Annotated in this window: 19 protein-coding genes; 5 read left to right on the top strand and 14 right to left on the bottom strand. The window is 34.2% G+C overall.

The features are described from left to right. Nucleotides 1-474 precede the first annotated feature (474 nt). From KHM83_RS17415 to KHM83_RS17385, 7 genes are all read right to left on the bottom strand, one after another. Nucleotides 475-2,241, bottom strand: coding sequence for a recombinase family protein (locus tag KHM83_RS17415; RefSeq protein ID WP_213238325.1), 1,767 nt, complete (start codon nt 2,239-2,241; stop codon nt 475-477). A 213-nt stretch (nt 2,242-2,454) separates the two neighbouring features. After that, the gene (locus KHM83_RS17410; RefSeq protein WP_343213172.1) at nt 2,455-3,276 is read right to left on the bottom strand and encodes a nucleotidyl transferase AbiEii/AbiGii toxin family protein; all 822 of its coding nucleotides are present in this window, start codon (nt 3,274-3,276) and stop codon (nt 2,455-2,457) included. Beyond that, nucleotides 3,273-3,866 (bottom strand): type IV toxin-antitoxin system AbiEi family antitoxin domain-containing protein, encoded by a 594-nt coding sequence (locus KHM83_RS17405; RefSeq protein WP_213238324.1) that lies wholly within the window; start codon nt 3,864-3,866, stop codon nt 3,273-3,275. The genes KHM83_RS17410 and KHM83_RS17405 overlap by 4 nt, the downstream gene beginning before the upstream one ends. A 67-nt stretch (nt 3,867-3,933) precedes the next feature. Further along, on the bottom strand, nt 3,934-4,077 hold the full coding sequence (locus KHM83_RS17400) for a hypothetical protein (RefSeq protein WP_213238323.1): 144 nt from the start codon (nt 4,075-4,077) through the stop codon (nt 3,934-3,936). Nucleotides 4,078-4,100: 23 nt separating this feature from the next. Next, nucleotides 4,101-6,356 carry an ATP-dependent DNA helicase gene (locus KHM83_RS17395; protein ID WP_213238322.1) on the bottom strand — a complete coding sequence of 752 codons (2,256 nt, stop codon included), beginning with the start codon at nt 6,354-6,356 and terminating at the stop codon, nt 4,101-4,103. Between the two features lie 497 nt (nt 6,357-6,853). Further along, on the bottom strand, nt 6,854-7,291 hold the full coding sequence (locus KHM83_RS17390; RefSeq protein ID WP_213238321.1) for a sigma-70 RNA polymerase sigma factor region 4 domain-containing protein: 438 nt from the start codon (nt 7,289-7,291) through the stop codon (nt 6,854-6,856). A gap of 311 nt (nt 7,292-7,602) precedes the next feature. Then, on the bottom strand, nt 7,603-8,130 hold the full coding sequence (locus KHM83_RS17385; protein ID WP_213238320.1) for a hypothetical protein: 528 nt from the start codon (nt 8,128-8,130) through the stop codon (nt 7,603-7,605). 161 nt (nt 8,131-8,291) lie between these two features. Here KHM83_RS17385 and KHM83_RS17380 point away from each other — a divergent pair, with 161 nt between their 5' ends. Further along, on the top strand, nt 8,292-8,702 hold the full coding sequence (locus KHM83_RS17380) for a helix-turn-helix transcriptional regulator (RefSeq protein WP_213238319.1): 411 nt from the start codon (nt 8,292-8,294) through the stop codon (nt 8,700-8,702). Between the two features lie 33 nt (nt 8,703-8,735). Continuing rightward, nucleotides 8,736-9,239: an ImmA/IrrE family metallo-endopeptidase gene (locus KHM83_RS17375; RefSeq protein WP_213238318.1), complete on the top strand. Its 504-nt coding sequence runs from the start codon at nt 8,736-8,738 to the stop codon at nt 9,237-9,239. Nucleotides 9,240-9,251: 12 nt separating this feature from the next. Here the strand turns inward: KHM83_RS17375 and KHM83_RS19995 are convergent, their stop codons facing one another. Next, on the bottom strand, nt 9,252-10,118 hold the full coding sequence (locus KHM83_RS19995; RefSeq protein ID WP_213238317.1) for a 3'-5' exonuclease: 867 nt from the start codon (nt 10,116-10,118) through the stop codon (nt 9,252-9,254). Between the two features lie 256 nt (nt 10,119-10,374). Between KHM83_RS19995 and istA the strand changes: the two genes are divergently transcribed. After that, nucleotides 10,375-11,742: an IS21 family transposase gene (gene istA, locus KHM83_RS17365; RefSeq protein ID WP_213238316.1), complete on the top strand. Its 1,368-nt coding sequence runs from the start codon at nt 10,375-10,377 to the stop codon at nt 11,740-11,742. Continuing rightward, on the top strand, nt 11,742-12,482 hold the full coding sequence (istB, locus tag KHM83_RS17360; protein ID WP_213238315.1) for an IS21-like element helper ATPase IstB: 741 nt from the start codon (nt 11,742-11,744) through the stop codon (nt 12,480-12,482). The genes istA and istB overlap by 1 nt, the downstream gene beginning before the upstream one ends. Here the strand turns inward: istB and KHM83_RS17355 are convergent. The 6 genes from KHM83_RS17355 to KHM83_RS17330 all read right to left on the bottom strand — a co-directional run bounded on the left by KHM83_RS17355 (nt 12,462) and on the right by KHM83_RS17330 (nt 17,833). Next, on the bottom strand, nt 12,462-13,598 hold the full coding sequence (locus tag KHM83_RS17355; RefSeq protein WP_213238314.1) for a UvrD-helicase domain-containing protein: 1,137 nt from the start codon (nt 13,596-13,598) through the stop codon (nt 12,462-12,464). The two genes, istB and KHM83_RS17355, sit on opposite strands and share 21 nt — an antisense overlap. Continuing rightward, on the bottom strand, nt 13,591-14,433 hold the full coding sequence (locus KHM83_RS17350) for an ATP-dependent endonuclease (RefSeq protein WP_213238313.1): 843 nt from the start codon (nt 14,431-14,433) through the stop codon (nt 13,591-13,593). Before KHM83_RS17350 ends, KHM83_RS17355 begins: the two co-directional genes overlap by 8 nt. Nucleotides 14,434-14,478: 45 nt before the next feature. After that, nucleotides 14,479-15,714 carry an IS256 family transposase gene (locus KHM83_RS17345; protein ID WP_246543175.1) on the bottom strand — a complete coding sequence of 412 codons (1,236 nt, stop codon included), beginning with the start codon at nt 15,712-15,714 and terminating at the stop codon, nt 14,479-14,481. 42 nt (nt 15,715-15,756) lie between these two features. After that, nucleotides 15,757-16,056, bottom strand: a complete 300-nt coding sequence (locus KHM83_RS20055) for an MASE3 domain-containing protein (protein ID WP_213238312.1) — start codon at nt 16,054-16,056, stop codon at nt 15,757-15,759. 181 nt (nt 16,057-16,237) lie between these two features. Beyond that, nucleotides 16,238-17,359, bottom strand: coding sequence for a sensor domain-containing diguanylate cyclase (locus KHM83_RS17335; protein WP_213238311.1), 1,122 nt, complete (start codon nt 17,357-17,359; stop codon nt 16,238-16,240). A 99-nt stretch (nt 17,360-17,458) separates the two neighbouring features. After that, nucleotides 17,459-17,833, bottom strand: coding sequence for a hypothetical protein (locus KHM83_RS17330; RefSeq protein WP_213238310.1), 375 nt, complete (start codon nt 17,831-17,833; stop codon nt 17,459-17,461). A 385-nt stretch (nt 17,834-18,218) separates the two neighbouring features. Here KHM83_RS17330 and KHM83_RS17325 point away from each other — a divergent pair, with 385 nt between their 5' ends. Beyond that, nucleotides 18,219-18,596 (top strand): TetR/AcrR family transcriptional regulator C-terminal domain-containing protein, encoded by a 378-nt coding sequence (locus tag KHM83_RS17325; protein WP_246543174.1) that lies wholly within the window; start codon nt 18,219-18,221, stop codon nt 18,594-18,596. Nucleotides 18,597-18,684: the final 88 nt, after the last annotated feature.

Here is an 18,684-nt window from a genome sequence, read left to right as displayed (position 1 = left end):
TATATGAGAGTAGAAGAATGTAATTCGCACTTGTTGAGACTGTTGTTCTTTTCTCGGTGTTACTGAAGGTAACTGCAGGGCGTATTATTTGTTCATAGCTATAATAAATCACACCATAATACATCTCTTGTTTCATAATTTCAAAGAAATTTTCATCCTCAAGTTGTTTTAAATACTCTGAATTATTGCTTACATTTTCAATTTTTGTAAGTTTGCTTTCCTTTGGTTTAGACACAGCTTAGGAGCTATGCTAATTAACTATCCTGACTTTTACAACTTTGCTTTATGTATTATGCTTCACTTTTGTTACAAGGTTCAAGTATTTATCATAACTCTTACCCCCATAAAACACTAATTCTGTTTCCTAATACACCTTCAATCCTAGAAATCACAGCTTTACGCCTAAACAATAACTTTTATCTCAAGATGACGAAACCCTGGGAACAGCTCCAATAGCTAATTCTCAGGGTTATCTCAATCTATTTTCTTTCCAGCAGTACTACCGTCTCCACGTGGCTTGTTTGAGGCGTAGGTACACGCTAGTTGTTTGTCGTTTGTTGCGTAAGTAGACATTTTTCCTGATTCAATTATACCAGATGAATTAGCAACTTTCTCATAGAATTCTTCATTAAATTTCATCCCCGCTTTGAATACAAAAGTGATTACATAAGGATTTGAATTTCCATCTTCATCTGTTGCTCCAATGACAACTTTTTCAATCAAACTGTCCATAATATCACGATCAAATTCAGTAATCTCTAAATCTTCAGCAAGGACTTTTCTAAACTCATTAATTCTTGTAGTAATTGATTCTTCACCTTGAAGTGCATCGTATCTTTCATTTCTTTCATCTCTTAGTGATTTTAGCTCTTCTTCGATTGTATTGAATTTTCTATCGTAATCTACTTCATTTATTTTACCATCTAATCTCATATCTAATAATGTCTGCGATTTAGTTTCCAGTTTCTTAATTTTTGATGTTAGTCCATTGACTTCATCTCTAAGTCCACTTATATCAAGGGCTTCTTCGATATTTTCAAAGAATTCTTCAATGTCAGTAGCATTTAATTCTTGAATCTTATTATATGCATTTACAAATGCATCTTCTAAAAAGCTTTCATGAATGCCTTTTGAATGGCCACATTCTTTTCTGCCATGCTTAATTGCTTTTCCACATTGCCATGCCGGTTTTTCATGATCTGTTCCATGGTGCCAAATTCTTCGGATATAAGTTCCACCACAAAAACCGCAAGCACACATACTACTGAAAGCATGCTTTCTACTATATTCTCTAGACGTATTTTTCTTACTATGCTTTTTGCTACGCATTCTAAGTATTTCTTGAGCACGTTCGAACATTTCATCAGATATTATGGCTTCATGATTGTTCTCGACATAAAACTGCTCTTTTTCTCCCATATTATCTAAACGTCTATGTGTAATTGGATCTACCGTGAATGTCTTTCCTTGAAGAAGATCACCTTTATATTTTTCATTTTTAATAATACCTCTAACCGTGCTCTCATGCCATTTTAAACTTCCTCGATTTGTTTTATATCCTAAATTAGTAAGCTCTTTGGCTATTACAAAACATCCTGAACCTTCAACATATCTTCTGAAAATATATCGGACAATTTCTGCTTCTTCTTCATTAATAGAAATGGTTTTAGTCTCTGAGTCATAATCATAACCCAAACAGCCATTATATCCAACCAGTTCTCCACGTTTCATTTTCATTTTAAGACCCATGGTCACATTCGCTGATATAGATTCACTCTCTTGCTGCGCCAAAGAACTTAAAATAACCAACAGCATTTCACCATTCATGGTCAATGTATTAATGTTTTCTTTTTCGAACATGATAGCCACATTCTTTTCCTTTAATAGGCGTACATATTTTAAAGTATCCAAAGTATTCCTAGCGAATCTGGATATTGACTTTGTAATAATCATATCTATTTTTCCTTCTAGAGCATCATTAATCATCCGTTGGAAATCAACACGTTTATTGATTTGTGTTCCAGATATCGCTTCATCGGCATAAATGTCTACCAGTTCCCACTCCGGTTTTGTTTCAACCAACTGTTTATAATGAAGCACTTGAGATTGATAGCTCAATTTCTGTTCATCTGAATCTGTACTAACCCGGCAATATGCTGCAACTCTTAATTGATTTTCAATAAAGCTACCTCGTTGTCTACGTGATTGTTTACTTGCTTCAATAACTTTAACCTTTCCCATCGAAAGACCTCCTTAATTCTAATTTATCCTTGTTGTGGTGCGAGTTTATCATTTCTCGTAATATTAGACCATATTTCGTTTATTTTTTTTGATACAACAAAAAAGCCTTCTCAACATTAGACTTACTTTGAGAAGGCGATTTTTTTACAAATATACTTATATCAAGTTCATAATAAGTATTATTGTACCTATATTGTATTCAGCTTGTATTGTTTAAAGCAGTGCTCTTAAGGCATCTATGATATGACTATACTCGATATCTTCAGCATACCTATAATCTTTAGTGTACTTGCTCCATCTTTTTTTTAGGGTTTCACTGTTTTCAATTTCATCGATTCTTTTACTGATATCATTAAATATATGAGAAGTTTCTCTATGTGCTGCTGTCGATTTAAGGGCCTCTTTAAAAATTAAAAGATCAAAACTCTGAGTTTTTGTCAAAATATAAACATCGTAAAAATCTCTTGGTCTTGTATTTAGCTCTCCCCTTCTCAAAATGGTTTCTACTTTTTCTGCTAAGACAGTTTCTATGTTGTAAGCCCACACGCCAATATTTCCATCTTCAAAAATCATTTTGAATAGGTATAAGACTTCTTTAGGTGTAATGGCATCACCAGTTGTAATATCGATCTGCATTGGTGTAATAATGGTATCGTATTCTGAAACAATACCCACTCGATAACCGCCATAGGCATCATCATCTCTAATGGCATCAACACTATTAAATGTAAAAGTTACATCATCATCTATTGAAATGTTACAGATTTCTTTAATCGCTTTGGTAATAGAATCATTATCGATTGGATAGTTCTTAATCGTTGCATCCATATCCATAGTTGCTCTATTGTCTATTCCCACAAGAGCAGCAATCAACATGCCACCTTTTAAAATAAACTTATCCTTATAGGCCGACTTGGAGAGACGCTCAAGAAATCGTTCAAACATATAGTTTTGAAGCACTACCTGAGCTGACATATCTTTTTTCCTAGCTAGATTTCTAATTTTTGCTTTTAAGCTCATCGCTTTTCCACTCACAGTATCACCTCCAAATAATTCTTAAGTACAGTTTCTATGTTGAGTTTTTTCGCATAATCCATTAATAATGAATAGTCCGATGATTTAATTTTAATGTACCGTCTCAATGCTTCATTCAGGATTTGAATATCTACTCTGCTTCTGCTTTTTATAATGTCACAAATCGTTCTTTCAATATTATAAACTCTAATCTGGTTACCGAATGAACTTTTAACTAATATAGCACCAAGCTCATGTAATTCCTTCTTTACATAGTAAATTTTAAATCTATCTGCAATATTTGAAACAACCTTATATCCACTAGGAACCGTAGCCGAATACTCGAATGGTGTTCGATCTGATAGATCATGCATAAAAAGAGCTGTCTCATGGGAGTAAATTAAGTTCGAATACTTTTTCTGCATAGCAAACATTTCATCTTCAATAGCATCAACGGCTACATATACCCCACGATCACATCTTTCTAGTCTACCTTCATTAATCAATCTTTGAAGGTATTTTCGTGGTATCCCATATTTATCAAGATCAGCGCTTAAAATCGTACCATTTTGCTGTTTAATCAATTCTTCAATTTTTTCTAGGTAATTCATAACTATCACCTCCTGTTACAAACATACTTATATTGTACTCCATATAAGTATATTTGTAAACAAGACTTTACTCCATAGCATAAATACCGATTTTATACTTCTTCTTAATAAAGAGCTTAATCTTGTCATACTCCATGGCTGAAATTAGCTTTTTACTTTTTAAATGATTTAACATTGCCACTTGTTCACTAAATTTCAAACTATTATCCATTGTCTCTTCCTCCAATTATTCATCTATTCAAAATACAATTTATCTTTTTTCTCTTTTAAAAAAGCTTGAATATCATTAATGCCCTCTGCCCTTCTGCATTCAGGTAATGCATGTAAAACTTCTTGATGATACCGGCCATTGTCACTGGCTCTGACATCTAGTATAGAAATAACACCTGTGTCTGTTTCACTTCGTATCAATCTCCCAACGCCTTGTCGTAATTTTATGAGCATTTTAGGAATCAAAACCGATTTAAGATATTCGTTCATATCTGGGTACAATGATTTTTCATAATCACTGATTGGATCTGGTATTGGAAAGGGTAGCTTCACAATAATTAAATGGGACAATACATCCCCTGGTATGTTAACACCTTCCCACATGCTTCCAGTTGCAAATAAAACAGCATTTTGACTTTCCTTAAATTCATCGATGCCTGTATTTCTACCACGATTCATTGCTATCAATTGTCGATTCGGATGTTTCTCCTTGATATGCTGAAATATCAGTCGCAATGGCTTATAAGATGTGAATAAGACCAAAGCATGACCGTTAGAAGCATCAATTAACCTTGATATCTCTTGTCCGACCTCGTGAATGTATGCTTCATCATCAACATTTGGAAAAGGTATCTTCTTTGGCATATAAAGCATACAATTTTTTTTAAAGTGAAATGGTGATGATTTGGTGAGTTCGTTAATCTTCCAATCGCTGATAGTATTCATGCCAAGTTGATGCTTGATATAACTGAAATCTCCGTCCACAGCTAAGGTTCCTGATGTTAAAATCATGGACCGCTTAACTGTCCAGAGATCGTCACCTAATTCTTTGCTTATAACTTTAGGAATGGATGCCAACATTCGTTGACCTTTAGCTTTAGGATTTTCCATCCAATAGATATTTGTTTCTAATAGAAATACTCTCAAACCATCCAGAACAGCTTTAATGTCAATTAGAAATTGTCTTTCTGTATAACTCATCTTCTTACTGATTTCATGAATAGTAAGTACCATTTTCTTTAAAAGTGTCATGATTCTTAAAGTGATTGTTGTTGGAAATTTTTCTGTATCATCAAAAAATGCTGTTCCTGGGATTTGTTCTGTTAGGGCATCAAAGAACATTTGGTTAAGCGCCATCACCTCACTGGTCAGATTTTTTAACTCTTTTTGGCTCTTCTTCTTAGAATAGGTAGGTGATATCTTCTTCATCAAGTGATTCACCTCATGTTCATTAATGGTTGTTCCGTACATCTGATTTGCAGCATCCATTAATTTATGTGCTTCATCAATAATGACCGTTTGATAATCCGGTAATAATGATCTTCGACCATCTTTTCTCTTTAAGATGTCTGCCAAATAATAATTATGGTTGCATATTTGAAAATGATAAGTGCTTTTTCTCGCTTCTTTCATAAACTGCTGAAAAGCACATGTTTTAAACTTGCTGCACTTCATACACTGGCTACTTTTAACATTGATTTTTCGTTTATCATAACCACTGATATCTTCAGCATCAGCAAGATCAATGTTTCTACTTTGAATTAATTTTTGTAGCCCTTTATATTCACTAGAGCGTTTACGCTTGGGATCTAGTGATTGAAAATAATCCTTTAAGCGATTTTCGCAAACATAGTTTTCTTTACCCTTTCTAAGTACACAGGTGATTGGTGATGAGATCATGCCATTTTCTATCAGCATTTTAGAAATCTCCGGTATGTACTCTTTTATGATTGAACGCTGTAATTCAATACTTGATGTGGTAATCACAATTGGCATTTGCTTATAAAACCGACCCTTTCTTGCAAAAATACTATGCACCATAGCTGCAATTAGATAAGCGTGAGTTTTACCAAGACCGACTGCAATGTCACTTAAGGATATCTTCCGTTCTTTCATGTTTTCATATATATGCTTTGATAACTCTACCTGCTCTTCTCTGACAACAAAACCATACTTGGGAAAGATATCCCTGAAGATAAGATCAATCATCTCAGAGCCGTCTGAGGCTTGTTTCATATCATAAAAAGATAAGGCTTTGATTTTCTCAATAACACCGTCATAATCTTGCTTTGCTAGTTCTTGTCGTTTGTAAAATAAATACTTTTGGTCCCCTGTCACATAGTTGACCACACGATAGGTGTAATTCTTTCCGGTAAAGCTCTGGACTACGATGCAGTCTTTAATAATGAATACACCTGTCGAATCTTCTGTGATCCATTTTTCACCGATTATTTTCTTTAAAATATCTTTTATATCTAAATTTTCTTGTGTATTATCCATCAGTTCTCCTTTAGTTAAGTTTGTTTCACTTAACAGCACAAACCTAGAACCAAGCCATAACAACTTCGTTACACGTTTGTACTGTTAAGTGATTCTTTTAAAATTTAGTTAATAAATACTTTAGGCGGTCAATAGTCATTGACCTCATAGAAGCAACCTATGCCATTGGCTTCCAGGCAAAGGCTGTATTCTCCTGACCATCTGTCAGGCTGCCATCCATAGGATACTTAGGACTTGGCAGAAGTATCGTTCAAATTTCCCCTTGTGGATCATGGCGAATTATCTAGACCACTAGATAATTTAAAGCCGGATGTTAACGCTCTGGAATTTCCGTCATGGCGCATCCGCTTATGTCGCTTTCCTCTCGGTCACAAGGTAACGTACCTAAAATATTGGATATGAGTAAAATTAGCTTTACTATTTGTCAAAGATCGTGAGAGATAAAAAACCTCCTCACTTATAAGCCGAAAAAAGAGGGGGGGCTGCCGAAATTTTTTTCAAATTTTCATGATTTTTTTTATTTTTTCAAAGGCTTTATATTTTTTTGATTGAAGTGTAGTTCTTGCGACACCTGTTTCTTGAGATAAAACCACTTCACTTTTCCCATAAAAAAACAGCTCTTGTATCAACCACTTCTCTTCTTCATCAAGAGTCATAATTGCTTCAAGAACTGTTTTTATTAAAATTTTATTTATAACTTCTTCTTCAATATCTGTATCTTTATCAGATATTATTTCTTCAGCTGAGTAATCATCATTATCGATATCACCAAAATTAATGATCCCCTTTTTCAAGTCTCGCTCTTCTAAGTACCGCTCCCTTCGGTCCATCTGGTAATAAACTTCATAGACTTCCCTTGTCGTTTCATAGTATTTGCCATCTACCGGAATAAAATATCTTTCTAAAGCTTTTTCCCGTTCTTCTTTTTCATTCATTTTCCATACCTCCTATTTTGTAATTAATGAAATGTTCTTTACAAAATAAAAAGTTATGGACCATGAATTAAGATACTTTTGTGATCTCTCATTTTTTTCCTCCTAAAAAAGGGCGCAAAAAAAGGCCAGAAGTCACTTTGACCTCTAGCCTAAAATTTGCCTACATTTAATTTTTGATTTGAAAAATGGCACAAAAAAACCTCCACAAAAGCAGAGGTCATATATGCCTAATTCATCCAGCATACCCATTATACCCTATTGACAATGTCACGTCAGTACCAAAAGAGTCTCAATTTAGTGTCAATTCTGTCTCAATCTAGTCTCATGTTACTGATAAATTCCGGTAGTACATATCCCCATGAAATAACGCCAAATAGGGAGATTGCTTTTTTTCTTTGTCGAAAATATGTAGAGCGGGACAGCTCTAGCATGTCCAACAAATCTTGTTCCTCATATTTTTTATCTGAAAAATATGTAGCATTAAGAATTTTATGATAAGCCTCACCTTTTTTAGGATAAGTCTTAAGTCTAAGCAATGCACTATTGATGATATCTATGATCACCTTACTTGCTTCAGCATCTTCTAATTGTTCATGTAATAGCTTTGCCTTTAAATCTGAACCAAACTCTGTCATAACATCCAATACTGCAACAGAAGAATTACCGTATATCTCCTTACATTCACATACAATATTGGTGTAGCTGTTTTTTATGCCCCACAAAACATCTGAATATATGTTAAGTAGTAGATGGGCATCGTGATACACTTTCTCATCAATTTCATCATAGACCTTAAAAGAGTTCATTAATCTTTCAATGCCATTTTTCGTCTTTCCCATACATACCTCACCTCTTATTATTGATTTTATTGACATTTCAACCATTTCTGTGTTATTATTTAACTACGAACGCATGTTCTGTCTGTTCATTATACATGAACTAAATGTTCATGTCAATACTTGTTAAATGAAGACCTAAATTATTAGAAGAGGTGTGTACAATGACATTAGGAAGTAAAATAAAACTACTCCGAAACGAACGTAACATGACCCAGCCTGATCTTGCCACAGCATTAGGCGTTACAGTTCGTACTATAGCTTATTATGAAAATGATGAAAGACAACCAAAAAAAGAACTCATCATAAAGCTATGTAAAATTTTTGATGTTTCAACTGATTATTTATTATCAGAAAGCGAATCTTTTTTGCTCGATGCCACTGAAAAATATGGCTACAGGGGTAAAAAAAAGGCTGAATCATTTATTAATGAAACAGCCATGCTCTTTGCAGGAGGTGAATTAAGTGATGAAGATCAAGATAAAGTTTTTAAGGCAATCACTGAAATTTACTGGCGATCAAAAGAAAAAAACAAAAAATATACTCCAAAAAAATATCGAGATACGGAAGAGTAATTTCTTGAAATCTCTCTAAGGGGGAGGAATGATTTGAACGATTACATTATTAACCGCTCAATTAGACTCATAAAGAAATATAAGACACGAAATCCTTTTGAAATAGCTGCCAACATGAATATCGATGTTTTGTTTATGGATCTTGGCAAGCTTAAAGGATTTTATAAAAGAGATGGCCACAATCGATTCATAATTATTAATGATCAGATTTATGAACCACTTCAAAGGATTGTTTGTGCCCATGAGTTAGGGCATGATCAACTCCACAGACATATAGCCGAAAACCATACTCTACAGGAATTTGCCATATATGATATGAAAAGCAAACCAGAGTATGAAGCCAATCTATTTGCTGCCGAGTTATTATTTTCAACGAAGGATGTATTAGAATATTTTGACCAAGGATACAACTTTTATGAAACTGCCTGTTTTCTCAAGACCGATGTTCATATGTTAGCTGTAAAACTTATGATCATGAATTCCAATGGCTATCAATTGAATATTCCGGTTGATTTAAAAAGTGATTTCTTAAGATAATAGGACAACTGTTTAATTAGTTGAGTTCAGTTGACTTATTATCTTTTTTCCATCAATGAAGCCAATACTTTCTATAAGGTTTCTATCTTCATCTGAAAGTTTAGGAATTCCCCACACCAAAAGATATTTTGCTCTAGTACTAGCAACATATCCAACACGTTTATCTTCATCATTGCCTTCTAACCAATGAGCTTTCCAATGACCAGATTGGCTACTAGCCGTTTTACTTGATATTACTAGTGTACTTTCAAAAGTACAGCCTTTTGCTCCATGAACTGTTAGCGTCTTAATATTCTCTTCTGAAACAACGTCATTATATAGCTCTATTTGTTTGTTTGTATCAACTGCCTTATACCACATTCCATTAAAAATCTTATTCAGATTAAATCCCTCGATACCGTAGCCTTCTAGTTGAATAAATCTTCTCATTAGTATACTCGGAATTATATTTCTTGCATCTGCATACCATCCTTTATTTATTCTCTTAAAATTCATTAGTTTACTATCTCTCGAAAAATCGGATAATACATCTCTTAAAAAAATTCTCCATTTAAAAACTGACTGTATTTCTTTTGGACAATAGTAATTTCTTTCTGAGCCAGAATCTTTTAACCATTTTGACACTTGCAGACCCACAAACTTTAAAGCCAGCTGTTTTTGATAAGAATTACCCTGACCCCAATATTGAAGAGCAGAAATTAATAAATGTTTCTCCTCCGGCTTTACATTTACTATTTCATCTTTTAGAGAATTTTGCTTCACAATTATGCTACTTTCACAAAACGATATGTTATAAGCTTTCAATATGTTTTTATAATCAGTAACAACATCTTTTGGATTATTATATTCCAAATACAATAGTGATTTTTCCCCAAACACATCTTTTTCCTGACCAATAATCTCTTTGCCTATCGGGATTATTTTTCTAGATAATTCAACGATTCTATCACTACTTCTGAAATTATTTTCTAAATTTATTCTATTGAATTTCGATACAAACTCAAAAATATCATTAGGATGTGTTTGATACTATAAAAGTGAGCCATTTAGGCATTAAACGATCACGAAATTTTAAGCCATTCAAAATAATTCCTGTATGATAATAAAAAGATTATCGTATAGGAGTGTGAAAGGCGTGAAAATAGATATGGAAATTTATGATCAAATTCGGCACCTACAAGTTTATGAAGGATTGTCACAACGAGCAATCGCTAAGAAACTTGGTATCTCACGAAATACTGTGGCTAAATACTGCAATGGTGAGCACGTTCCTTGGGAACGCAAAGAATACACACCACGTAACGCCCCTGTAATCACAGAAGACGTTATCCGATTCATACTAAGGTGTTTTGAAGAAGATGCCACACACCAGTATAAAAAACAAAAACATACCGCCGTAAGAATTCATAAGCGCCTTCAAAATGAACTTGGCTTTACTGGAAGTGAATCCACCATAAGGCGTGTTGTCCGTGATCTTAAGAACAAGACAACAGAAGCATTTGTACCTCTTGAATTCGACCCTGGCGAAGCAGCTCAAATAGACTTTGGCACTGCATATGCGTACATAAAAGGTCATCGAGTAAAGCTCAAATTTTTCTGTATGCGCTTATGCTTTAGTGGGCATTATTTCGTCAAATCTTATCCTGCAGAGAATGAAGAATGTTTCTTAGATGCTCACATATCTGCATTTAAGTTCTTTGGCCGTGTTCCAAGGCGCATCGTCTTTGACAACGCTAAAGTTGCAGTCAAGGAAGGTTTGGGCGCCTATGTTAGCAAAGAAAATACACGGTATACAGAAATTAAAGCACATTATCAGTTTTCAACAAGCTATTGTAACCCAAGATCAGGTAACGAAAAAGGACTTGTTGAAAATTTAGTAGGTTATGCAAGAAGAAACGCACTCGTACCCATGCCCAAAGTAGAATCATTTGATGAACTCAATGCTCATCTCCAGGATCATTGCATAGAATATCTACAGCATTCAATCAAAGGGAAAATCGGTACCGTCGGTGAAAACTTTGAGGTAGAAAAATCTGCGTTATTACCCTTGCCGCTTTATCATTACGTACCGGAAAAGATTTCGTACTCAAGAGTGAATTCATATTCTTTAATAACATTTCAAACGAATAAATACTCTGTTCCGACAAAATACTGTGGCAAAGAAGTTTGTCTAAAAATCAGTGCCATGAAAATTGAAATCTATTATCGCAATAACCTCATCGCTTTTCATGAGAGGCACTTCGGCAAATATCAAAAAAATTATGATATTAAACACTATATTAAATTATTAGAAGCCAAACCGCGTGCTGTGTTCAATGCTGCACCAGTCAGGCAATACATACCGAAGGAAGTCCTTTCGAGGTATGCCGCTAGACCAGATGGTCAAAAACTTCTTTTAGCACATCTTAGAGAAGTCAATGGGCTAAAAGAAACACCTGATATTACCGTTATTCCTACACATTTAAAACATTATGACAAATTAATCAAGGGGGTAACAGGATAATGAGTAAAGTAATCAATCAACAGATTAAGTTATTATCAAAATCAATGAAACTTTCTGCCTTTCAAGCGTATGAGCAAGTACTTCGAGATAGCATTGATAACAAATGGTCCTATGAAGAATTCTTGTTGCACCTGCTCCAAACAGAAGCACAGAGTCGTAAACAAAACAAACTGTTGCGATATAAGCGACAAGCAAAATTCCCTTTTGAAAAATCATTAGAAGAATTTGAACTTTCAAAGCTTCAACATATTGAACCTACGATTATTTTTGAACTGTCTTCTTGCGACTTCATAAAAAAGAAAGAGAACATCATTCTCATAGGTAATCCTGGCACCGGCAAAACACACCTTTCTATCGCGTTAGGTCTAAAAGCCTGTTTGAACGGTTTGCGTGTCTTGTTTACAACTGCTGCTAACCTAGCGACTGAACTTATAGAAGCTGAATCAGAGCAACGCTTAGGAAAACTGATTAAACAATTATCAAAAATCGATTTACTCATCTTAGATGAGTTGTCATATTTATCGTTCAACAAATACCAATCAGAATTATTGTTCCAAGTTATTTCAGAACGATCTGAAAGAGGAAGTCTTATTATCTCTACTAACCTAGAGTTTTCAAAGTGGGAAGATCTCTTTCCAGATACTCTGCTTACAAACGCTTTAATCGATCGAGTTACATTCAATTCTCATATTCTGAACATGAATGGTGATTCGTATCGCTTAAGCAAATCTTTGGACTAAGTGGCTCAAATATTCATGATCACTATGGTTCACTTTTTTATAATCAAAGTGGCTCAAAATTTCGTGATCAAGTGGCTCACTTTTTCGTTGACAATCACAATTAGGATCAACTTTCTTAAATTCATATACACTTTGATTTAAATCGCCAACAAAATGTAATCTACTGCCATATTCTCTAAGAATATCCAATGTATTTATTTCAACATATGATAAATCTTGGCACTCATCAACAATGATTACAGGGAATTTTTCACTCAATCTTGTGGCAATTCTACTATCATTTCTAAGTATTTCCAACGCAATATTATTCATATCCTCAAAATTAGCAAATCCTGCTTTATTAAAAGAATCTTTACACTCTTTTATTAATTGTCGACAATACTTATACCCATACATCCAGTTATTACCGTTTTGTTTTCGGATTTGATTTACTCTATTTTGAAATGCTTCTGATTTATAATACTCTTCAAAAGGCACTTCATAAAACTTACTTATGTGAAGTATGTAGTCATCACTTTTTTCATCATAATATATTTGATTACCATAAATAGAAAGTGCCTTCTTACCAATACGCTCATAGTTAATCTTACACTTATAATTTTTAAGCCATGGGTTTACATTAGAGGAAATAGATTTATCAATCAAACGAAAAGAATTGTCATTTGACTTTGAATTGTATTGTTTTAATTTATAAGCGAAGGGTTGCACGATATAACTATGGATGAAAGCACTAACAGTTCCTACATAATGAGGATATAAGTTTTGCTTTGAAGAAAACTCATTAATTCGATTACTGATTACATTTGTTGCTTCATTTGTAAAAGTTAATATTGCAATTCCACTACTATTTTGCTTCCAATTATTAATTTCATATGCTGCTTTCATGCCTACTACTTCCGTTTTCCCACTTCCAGGGCATGCTTCTAAGTAAAAGCACTTATTAATAGAACTTAATACATACTCCATTTGTTTTTCTGTTTTCTCTGAAATTCTGCATTTGTTATGATTCTTACAGATATGGCTTTTACCTACCTTGAAACACTCATCACAAGAAATATCTTTATCTTTTCCGCACAATATTTCAGCTATACTCGATACATAATCTGCCTTATTCACTAATATCACCACCACAAGCCCAAATAATTGCTTTATAAATGTATTCAGGTATATTAATACTAAGTTCTTCTGATTTATTCTTTAATTGCCTTTCAATCCAAGACTTGCTTAATATATCTGCAAAATATTGTGCAAAGACTCCCTTACCTACAGTATCGTCTTCGATGTGTTTAAAAACGAAAATTGCATCCTCTCTCAACTCATCATTATTAGTATATATGTTTTTTTTATTGGCAATCTCCAATAGCTTTGTTTTTACCGAACCCTTCGTAGGCCAAATATTATAAAGTACTTCTGCCATAATATTTGTATTTGGCATCATTGCCATATCATATTCAAAAGTCTTCAACGGTGATGCAAATAGTCTTGTATTACCGCTTATATTGACAGTCTGAATTAAATCTAAGGCAGAATTGTTACCCTTAGGTTTCGAATTAAGCTCTGGATAATATTCAACTTTCTTTTCAATATCTTTTCCATTTTTGTCTTGAAGTATTTCCTTTATTTTTTCTGGATCATTATCAGTTATACCAGAACATCTCATTGGAAGTTTTATAACACTTTCACTTTCATCAATATTACAAAACATCTTAAAAAAGTGCTTAAAGTTTATTCCGCTAATATTAATCACCGAAACTCCAGCCTCTTCTAATGTATTAGGTAATAGTTTCTTCCCCAATTTATTCCTATTATATTTTTCCAAAGAATATTTTGCAATCTCTGATATAGTAAGACTTTCACTAATTCCTTCAACAAATATTACACCCTTCGAAAATAACAAAGTTGATTTAGTTACATCTAACCACCTATTAACAAAATTTTTACTTTGTCCCATGTTTAATTTGCTCAATTGCGGGACCTGTCAAGAAATTTGTGTAAACTAAAATCTCATATGCCGAGTGATGCGTTCGTCGTATAAAATGACCAACTGATTGAGTACCTTTGGCCAGTTGTGAACTGGACGATTCCATGATTCTTTAATTTCTTCTATTCTTAGGTACAACAGTTTATATAATGACATTTCACTTGGGAATGTACCTTTTCGGTCAGTGACTTTTCTGAGCTGATTATGATAGCTTTCAATCGTGTTGGTTGTATAGATGAGCTTTCTGATTTCTGATGGAAACTCAAAAAGCCTTTCTACTGAAAGCCAATTTTTTGACCATACATTTACCGCAGATTGGTAATCACACCATTTTTCTTGGAAGGTCTCAAAGAGTTGAACTGCTTCATCCAAGCTTACTGCCTTGTAGACAGTTTTAATGTCTTTTGCAAACTCTGCCCATCTTTTACGAGGGATATATCTTGTTGCGTTGCGCATTAAATGAACGATGCAGCGTTGTGTAATCGTTTTAGGAAATACCGCTGTAATAGCATCTTCAAGTCCGGATAGACCATCTAAAGAAACTACGAGAATATCTTCAACGCCACGGCGCCTGATTTCATCTAAAATTTGAAGCCAATGACGGCTACTTTCATCTTCAGACAGCCAAAATCCAAGGACATCTTTTTTGCCTTCAACATCTATTCCTATCATGTTATATAGTGCCTTCTGACCTGATCCAGACTCAGTCTTAACAGGTACAAACATGGCGTCAACAAACACGAAAGGATAGCATTTTTTTAAAGGACGATTCCTAAATTCTTGTACCATTGGAATCACTTTATCAGTGATTTTTGAGATGGTCTCGTGGCTAACATCAAAACCATAAATATCTTGTATTGTTGCCGAAATATCGCGTTGGGATTGCCCTTTGGCATACATTGAAAGCACTTTTTCTTCAATGCCAGATATGTCTTTCTGATGCTTTTGAACGATTTTTGGATTGAAAGAAGCTTCTCGATCTCTAGGAACATTTAAGTCAAGTTCGCCAAGTTGACTTTGGACAGTTTTAGCACTTGTGCCATTACGGCGATTAGTTAATTTTTCTTCAACGGGTTCATGTTTGTCGTAACCTAAATGGTCATCAAGTTCAGCGGTTAACATTTCTTCAAGAGTGCCTGCAAACATATCTTTAAGTGCTTCTTGAACGTCTATTGCTGTTTTAATTTCGTAGTTTTCAAACAGGTGTTTAATGACTTCTTGACTTGCAGGGTTTCGTTTTTTCTTTGCCATGGTTAGCCTCCATTTTGTCTTAATAGAATTATAATCGAAATTCTACTTTACACAAAATATCTTACAGGACCTAAAAATATTCATCCCTTTATATGAAAGTGTGTGTAATAAGTCCAGTGAGCCAATAAAAAAATAGGCAATGCCAATGAGAATCAAAAAATTATTTTCAATAAATTGAATGGCATTCCACGTAATAATAAAAATAGAAAAAGCGATGCAAATACTAAAAATTTCTGCAACACTGTGAAAGAGCAAATAATTGTTAAGACTAATGCTATATAAGCCTATAAAAATCGCTATTGTCAATAGAAGATTTGTTATTTTAATGATTTTCTTATTCATTGACACACTCCATCTATGCTTTCGATGCTTTAAGCTGAAGAAGGTTATCTTATCTCAGTGCTAACCACCATGTCACCTATAACCTATGTTTGCTTTATAAAAACGTGTTCGCACTGCTAAACCAATCTTGTGTATTCCGTATATGCCCTTATTCCCCTGTTTTGCAACATCTTTTCATGTGTCAACCGACTACTTTATTGCGCCCTGTCGTTTTTGCTATATAAAGATTTTTGTCAGCTTCATTTAGAATGGCGTACGCAGTCTTTTCCTCTGTACTCGATCCTGTGACACCAATAGAAATGTGTACGCTTATTTTATGGCCTTCGTATTCAAAATCAGCGGTTTGAATGCACTCTCTCAAATAATTCATAGTGTTGAGTGCTTCTTCCGCACGCGTATTGTTAAGCAAGAATAAAAATTCTTCCCCTCCCCAACGCGCCACTAAATAGTCAGGTCCAAGATGCGCGTTAAATAAGTTTGCCAGTGCTACCAACACATAATCGCCTGCTTGATGGCCATATTGATCATTGATCTTTTTAAAGTAATCTATATCTCCAATGCCAATGGCATAGTGGGTATTTTGTTCTATGGCATTTGTATTCGCTCTTTCTAGATGATCTTGCATTGCCCTCCTTGTTAAAAGCCCTGTTAACGAATCCTTATACGCGATTTCTTCGATTTTACTCTTTTCAATTTGTAGTTCTTCATTTTTTAGCGTAACTTCATCTTGAAAATCCTGAATTAATCGACTGATGCGTTTTTCAAACAAATAGATGAGGGCACTTGCAAGTATTAAACACACGCTGATCATCAGAAGCGTTTTTAAAATAAATGCTCTTTGCGTCAGCTTCATTGCACGCGTCTCATTTGATACCAGTACATCAATATCATCTAAGTAAACGCCTGTGGCGATTACCCAGTCATATGGCTTATAAAGTCTTGTATAGCTCAGTTTATGTGCAACTTCAAATGAATCTTTTTTCTTAAAATAGTACTCTTGGTATAATTCACCGTCCTTTATAATACCTTGAAGTTCAGTTAAATAAGGCTGGTTTCCCTTTATATCAACATAATGCGTAGATAATAAAATACCTTCTGTCTCAGGCATATTTGGATGTACTAAACGGATTGCATAATCATCGCCACCATCATAATTCAAAATCTGATCAATCCAAATATACCCATTATCTACTAATACATCTCTTCTAATGCGGTGCATCATTACAGATTTAACTAACGTTTCAATCTGATCGTCATCCACATAAAAGACGACGAAATAGTTTTCATGTCTTACAATTCTCACTAAATCTGAAGGGCTATACATTGCGAGGAAGGTTTCTTCGTCTATTGATGCCTCTAAGGTCACATTTAGATTGATTTGATACTTTATTGTCTGAACCCCTCAGTCATAAATTAACATCTTGATGCCGGGAAAGATAGCTTCAAAATTTATCAAATACGCATAGAGCTGTGTACTACTAACGTTATCAAGTGCCATCGCTGCTATCTCATTTTCTAATCGTGTCATTCTTTCCGTTTCTGATGTTATGATGCACTCTCTTTCGATATCAATCGCCTGAATTGTACGGTCGATGACATCTTTTGCATAAATCTTTTTCATATCATAGATGCCAGCTGAAAGTTGCGCTATTTTTGTTTCTGTTTGTGCATTAAAAGCGCTAATAAATATACCACTTGATACCACCAATAAAATGATTACAATCGTGATCATGCCAAAGTAGAATATATTGCGAATTTTATTTTTCCCAATTTCCATTTTCAACCCTCCATGACCTATTGATCTCTTATGACGAAATATGAGGCATCAGAATATGCTTTCTCTGATTATACCCTTTAAAGTATTGATTTTATCAACTTTCTTCGCATCCTTTGTCAAATAAGACCTGAAACAGCTGCCAGAAGGATACTAAATGAGTGCATTTATACGATGGGGCGTATACTCTATGTAAAGCTTTGAAAGTACTCTCGAGCTGTAAATCTTCTTATCGCTATATTCCAATGCCCATTTAAGTTCCTCCTCGCATATTGTATATTGTCATAAAATATAATATAATCGTAATGAAAATAACCGGACAATATTGCAATTTCAATCAAATTAATGACTACTTGCTCTTATCTATAAAAGTAAGGAGAAGTAACCTATGTCAGATTCCGTTATCACAAAAAAAGCGCTCGCAACGGCAATGAAAGAATTAATGGAAAAAATGCCATTCAATAAAATCAATGTAGGACATATTTGTGATTTGTGTGATTTAAACCGCAAGAGTTTCTATTATCATTTTAAAGATAAATATGATCTCGTCAACTGGATTTACTACACTGAATTCATTGAAACCATACAAACCGATGACTACGAGGATGATTGGGGGCTTCTAAGTGATATTTGTCAATACTTTTATAAAAATCGCGTTTTTTATATCAACGCCTTTCAGGTAAGGGGACAAAACTCATTTCAGGACTACTTTAGAGATGTTTTACATCCATTTGTGTTTCTGATTTCTAGTTCTGTCATTGCCTAGCTCATAACTCTTGCCGTAGCTAGCTCGCTTATCTTGCCTCAAAAAATGCGTGTAGTGGCTGCAGTGTTACTGCAGCCCAATAATCATG

It is taken from the genome of Fusibacter paucivorans (assembly GCF_018390735.1).
Classification (GTDB): domain Bacteria; phylum Bacillota; class Clostridia; order Peptostreptococcales; family Acidaminobacteraceae; genus Fusibacter; species Fusibacter paucivorans.
Note: the sequence above shows the minus strand (reverse complement) of the source record. Positions and strands in the feature narration are given on the sequence as shown.

Excerpts from the sequence above, each read along its gene's own strand:
- KHM83_RS17405 (WP_213238324.1), bottom strand. The coding sequence starts at position 3,866 with ATGAATTACCTAGAAAAAATTGAAGAATTGATTAAACAGCAAAATGGT.
- KHM83_RS17350 (WP_213238313.1), bottom strand. The coding sequence starts at position 14,433 with ATGGGACAAAGTAAAAATTTTGTTAATAGGTGGTTAGATGTAACTAAA.
- KHM83_RS17380 (WP_213238319.1), top strand. The coding sequence starts at position 8,292 with ATGACATTAGGAAGTAAAATAAAACTACTCCGAAACGAACGTAACATG.
- istB (WP_213238315.1), top strand. The coding sequence starts at position 11,742 with ATGAGTAAAGTAATCAATCAACAGATTAAGTTATTATCAAAATCAATG.
- KHM83_RS20055 (WP_213238312.1), bottom strand. The coding sequence starts at position 16,056 with ATGAATAAGAAAATCATTAAAATAACAAATCTTCTATTGACAATAGCG.
- KHM83_RS17415 (WP_213238325.1), bottom strand. The coding sequence starts at position 2,241 with ATGGGAAAGGTTAAAGTTATTGAAGCAAGTAAACAATCACGTAGACAA.
- KHM83_RS17330 (WP_213238310.1), bottom strand. The coding sequence starts at position 17,833 with ATGGAAATTGGGAAAAATAAAATTCGCAATATATTCTACTTTGGCATG.
- KHM83_RS17395 (WP_213238322.1), bottom strand. The coding sequence starts at position 6,356 with ATGGATAATACACAAGAAAATTTAGATATAAAAGATATTTTAAAGAAA.
- KHM83_RS17390 (WP_213238321.1), bottom strand. The coding sequence starts at position 7,291 with ATGAATGAAAAAGAAGAACGGGAAAAAGCTTTAGAAAGATATTTTATT.
- KHM83_RS17325 (WP_246543174.1), top strand. The coding sequence starts at position 18,219 with ATGTCAGATTCCGTTATCACAAAAAAAGCGCTCGCAACGGCAATGAAA.
- KHM83_RS17385 (WP_213238320.1), bottom strand. The coding sequence starts at position 8,130 with ATGGGAAAGACGAAAAATGGCATTGAAAGATTAATGAACTCTTTTAAG.
- KHM83_RS17400 (WP_213238323.1), bottom strand. The coding sequence starts at position 4,077 with ATGGATAATAGTTTGAAATTTAGTGAACAAGTGGCAATGTTAAATCAT.
- KHM83_RS17345 (WP_246543175.1), bottom strand. The coding sequence starts at position 15,714 with ATGGCAAAGAAAAAACGAAACCCTGCAAGTCAAGAAGTCATTAAACAC.